5 protein-coding genes are annotated in these 4,347 nt (G+C 60.0%); 4 read left to right on the top strand and 1 reads right to left on the bottom strand.

Annotation, left to right across the window (positions count from 1 at the left end):
• Window positions 1-67 precede the first annotated feature (67 nt).
• Entirely contained in the window at window positions 68-490 is a 423-nt protein-coding gene (locus ATE67_RS20840; RefSeq protein WP_039330852.1) for a MerR family transcriptional regulator, read from the bottom strand.
• A gap of 76 nt (window positions 491-566) precedes the next feature.
• Here ATE67_RS20840 and ATE67_RS20845 point away from each other — a divergent pair, with 76 nt between their 5' ends.
• The 4 genes from ATE67_RS20845 to ATE67_RS20860 form a co-directional block, all read left to right on the top strand.
• Window positions 567-962 carry a mercuric transporter MerT family protein gene (locus ATE67_RS20845; protein ID WP_014072602.1) on the top strand — a complete coding sequence of 132 codons (396 nt, stop codon included), beginning with the start codon at window positions 567-569 and terminating at the stop codon, window positions 960-962.
• Between the two features lie 12 nt (window positions 963-974).
• On the top strand, window positions 975-1,304 hold the full coding sequence (locus ATE67_RS21245) for a heavy-metal-associated domain-containing protein (protein ID WP_004213249.1): 330 nt from the start codon (window positions 975-977) through the stop codon (window positions 1,302-1,304).
• 79 nt (window positions 1,305-1,383) lie between these two features.
• Complete coding sequence (gene merA, locus ATE67_RS20855; protein ID WP_082660535.1) at window positions 1,384-2,760, top strand: mercury(II) reductase; 1,377 nt, start codon at window positions 1,384-1,386, stop codon at window positions 2,758-2,760.
• Window positions 2,761-2,851: 91 nt separating this feature from the next.
• Window positions 2,852-4,347: DUF4158 domain-containing protein (locus tag ATE67_RS20860; RefSeq protein ID WP_156417124.1), on the top strand; the 1,496-nt coding region annotated here is incomplete at its 3' end.

Consider the following 4,347-nt stretch of genomic DNA (forward strand, 5'->3'; position numbering starts at 1 on the left):
CGCCCTGACGTCCGGTTAGGCTATACTCCAAGCTGACATCACAAAATCAAATCCCTCAAAGATGGCGTCAATTGCCTTGATGGGGTAAAAACTGGAGTGCTTCCAGGATGGGACATTCGGCAACGTCATCTCCAGTGCATCTGGCTAACGTGGTCGCCAGCGTCACCTCTATCTTCTGCAAATCTGCAATGCGGCGGCGGACATCTTCAAGGTGGAGTTCGGTTCTCGCCATAACCTCCGCGCAGGTTTGTGCACCGGTATCGGTGAGCGACAACAATGACCGTATGTCATCCATTGCATAGCCAAGGTCGCGCGCGCGCAGGATGAACTGCAACCTTTGCACCAGTTCCGGCGAATAGACGCGGTAGCCGTTGGAACTGCGAGGCGGCCCCGGCAGCAATCCCACCTTCTCGTAATAGCGGATGGTTTCGAGATTGCAGCCTGTTTTCCGGGCAAGCTGGGCACGCAAGATGCCGACCTGTTGCTCCATGAAAATACCTCTTGAGTCTGTAGTGGCTACAGAGCCTACACTGCGAATCACTCAGTTGGAACAAGGGATTCAAGCCATGGTCTCAACGCCGGAAGCGGGACAGCCAGCCCTCACCGAAAACCACGAGCCGAAGCAGGCAAACTGGGTTGCGGCGGGCGCATTGATCGGCGCGGGGCTCGCCTCGGCTTGCTGCGTCGTCCCGCTACTGTTGGTTATGCTCGGAATTTCCGGCGCGTGGATCGCCAACCTGACGGCGCTCGAACCTTACAAGCCCTATGTCGCAGGCGTAACGCTCGCGCTGCTCGGCTACGGCTTCTGGCATGTCTATTTCAAGCCGAAACCGCCCTGTGAAGACGGTTCCTACTGCGCTCGTCCACAATCGGCTTGGACCACCAAGGCGGTGCTGTGGCTGGGCCTTGCCGTCGCCATCCTGGCGCTCACCATCGACTGGTGGGCACCCTGGTTCTATTGAAAGGAAATACCCATGAAAAAGACAGTATGTATCGCTATGGCCGTGCTGGCTATGGCTGGCGGCGGGGTCGCCTATGCAGTTAGTGGCACGGCGCAAGATCGCCCCGCGGCTACCGCAACCGCTCAGAAGCAAACCACCTTTGCCATAGAGAACATGACCTGCGCCACCTGCCCGATCACCGTGAAGAAGGCGATGGAAGGCGTCGCCGGGGTAACGGCGGTCACGGTCGATTTCGCAGCCAAGACCGCGCGCGCAACCTATAACCCGCGCCGCACCAATGCTGCTGCGATTGCCGCTGCATCAACCAACGCGGGTTATCCGGCGCGCGCTATTCAAAACTGAGCGGGGCGCCGCCAGCGCCTCAAGAAAGCGATAAGCAATGAACGACTGTTGCAACCGCCCCGGGCAGGAAGGATTTGACGTGGCCGTCATCGGCGCGGGTTCTGCCGGGTTCTCCGCCGCGATCGCCGCTGCCGATCTGGGCGCGAAAGTGGCGCTCGTCGGTCACGGCACGATTGGCGGCACCTGTGTCAATGTTGGCTGCGTTCCTTCCAAGACGCTGATCCGCGCCGCCGAAGCGGTGCATGGTGGGCTTGCCGCCGCGCGCTTTCCCGGCCTTGGGGGCGCTGTCCAGATGGATGACTGGTCCGTATTGGCGGCGTCGAAGGACGATCTTGTCACGACGCTGCGCCAAAAAAAATATGTCGATCTGCTGCCCGCCTATGAAGGTGTGAGCTATATCGAGGGCAAGGCACGCTTTGCCGATGGTGCGCTGATTGTCGGCGATGCGCCCATGAAGGTCGGCAAGGTCATATTGGCGATGGGTGCGCACGCCGCCGTGCCGCCGATTCCGGGGATGGACAGCGTGCCCTACCTAACCAGCACATCGGCGCTGGCGCTGGATCGCTTGCCCAAATCGCTGCTGGTGATCGGTGGCGGGGTGATCGGGGTAGAACTGGGACAGATGTTTTCGCGTCTGGGCGTTGATGTCACCATCTGCTGCCGAAGCCGCCTGCTCCCCGAAATGGACCCGGAAGTGAGTGCCGCGCTGAAAAACTATTTGGAAGCCGAGGGCGTGCGGGTTTGCGCAGGTGTCGGCTATCAGCGTATCGCCCAAACACAGAGCGGGGTCGAATTGACCTGCGAGGGGCATTGTGACACCGTCGCGGCGGAACAGGTGCTCATCGCCACCGGACGCCGACCCAATAGCGACGGGCTTGGGCTGGAGGAGCGCGGCATAGTGCTTGCCCGTAATGGTGGAATCGTCGTCGATGACCACCTCGAAACGTCGGTTCCAGGCATTTACGCGGCGGGCGATGTAACGGGACGGGACCAGTTCGTCTACATGGCCGCCTATGGCGCAAAACTGGCCGCGCGCAACGCGGTGACGGGCAACCAATACCGCTACGACAATTCCTCCATGCCATCCGTCGTCTTCACCGACCCGCAAGTCGCCAGCGCCGGCCTCACTGAAACGACAGCACGGGCGCAAGGCCTGGACATCAAGGTTTCGCTGCTCCCGCTCGATGCTGTGCCAAGGGCACTGGCAGCACGCGATACGCGGGGTCTCATCAAACTGATTGCCGACAAGGCGAACGACCGTTTGCTGGGCGGCCAGATCATGGCACCCGAAGGCGCGGATTCGATCCAGACACTGGTGCTGGCGATCAAACACGGCATGACCACCCTGGAATTGGGTGCAACGATATTTCCTTACCTGACCACTGTGGAAGGCCTCAAACTGGCGGCCCAAACGTTTGATAAGGATGTCGCCAAACTGTCTTGCTGCGCCGGGTGATTGCTCGGGGATCAACCGGCAACGAATGGCCTCCCTCCAGTGCAAGCCGCTTTGGTGTCAATTTTGTAATTCGCCTCAGCGGGAGAGCAAAATGGCACGACGCCGACTTCTGACCGGAGACGAGCGCCGGCGCCTGTTCGATCCTCCTGTCCAAGAAACCGCGATCATTGGGCATTATACCCTTTCTGCGGAAGATGTTGAATTGGTTGGGCGCCGCTATGGTCCAGCAAATCGCCTCGGTCTGGCTGCACAAATCGCTTTGATGCGACATCCCGGCTTTGGTCTGCAACCCGAGATCGGGCTTCCCGACGTCATTCTTCAGTACCTCGCGGCACAGTTATTCGTCGATCCTTCCTCCTTCTCTGCATATGGTCAGCGCGCGCAAACCCGTACCGATCATGCCGATCTCGTGGCGCGTTATCTTGGCATACGCCCGTTTCGACGCGGCGACCTGGCACTTGCCCTGAATCTTGCCGCGCAAGCCGCCGAGTATACAGACAGAGGTGAACCGATTGTTCGCGCCCTCATGGTTGGCCTGAAGGGTGAGCGGTTCATTCTTCCGTCAGGCGACACACTGGAACGCGCCGGTCTTGCTGGCCGGGCACGCGCACGCAAAGCTGCCGCAGCCGCAATCGTCGAAGGCCTCAGCTCTGCTGAACTGACACGGCTAGACGAACTCGTAATCAACAACCCGGATTTCGGCATGACACCGCTGGCGTGGTTGCGTAATTTCGAAGAAGCCCCGACTGCGGCCAATATCAATGGCTTGCTTGAGCGCCTGCGCTATGTTCGCGGCATAGGTATCCACCCGGTAGTTGGGGGCGCCATTCCGGAATTCCGCTTTGCCCAATTTGTCCGCGAGGGCGGCGTGGCACCGGCATTCCTGCTTTCGGATTACAGCGTCAATCGCAGGCGGGCGACGTTGACGGCCGCAGTGATCGACCTTGAGGCCAGACTTGCCGATGGCGCGATCCAAATGTTTGACCGACTTATCGGCGGCATGTTCACGCGCGCGCGGCGTGGGCGCGAGCGTCGCTACCAAGATAGTATTCAGTCGGTGGGGCAACTCATGCGGCTGTTTGGCGCCACGATTACAGCACTTGATGAGGCTGTCCAGAATGGCGGCGATCCGCTCGAATTGATTGACGAAGCGGTGGGCTGGCACCGGCTTGTTGCGGCAAAGGCCCAAGTAGATGCCCTTGCTGATCTTGCCGGCGAGGACGCACTGGTAACGGCAACCGAGCGTTACGCCACGCTACGGCGTTTCAGCCCGGCATTTCTGGACGCCTTCACCTTCAAGGCGTCTGGAACAGGGACGGCACTGATCAAAGCCATCGATGTCATTCGCGATGCGAACACACGAAAGTCGCGCGACCTTCCCGATGGCGTTCCACTGCCATTCCCCAATCGGCAGTGGAAGCGTCTCATCACCGAAAGCGGCCGTATCGACCGCCGACGTTATGAAATTGCGATCATGGCAACCTTGCGTGATCGTTTGCGCGCCGGTGATGTATGGATCGAGGGAACCCGCAACTATCAGCGCTTCGATGCCTATTTGCTGGGTCGGCGCGACGCCGCCAAAGTGGC

The sequence above is a fragment of the Sphingopyxis sp. H050 genome (assembly GCF_001468265.1).
GTDB lineage: Bacteria > Pseudomonadota > Alphaproteobacteria > Sphingomonadales > Sphingomonadaceae > Sphingopyxis.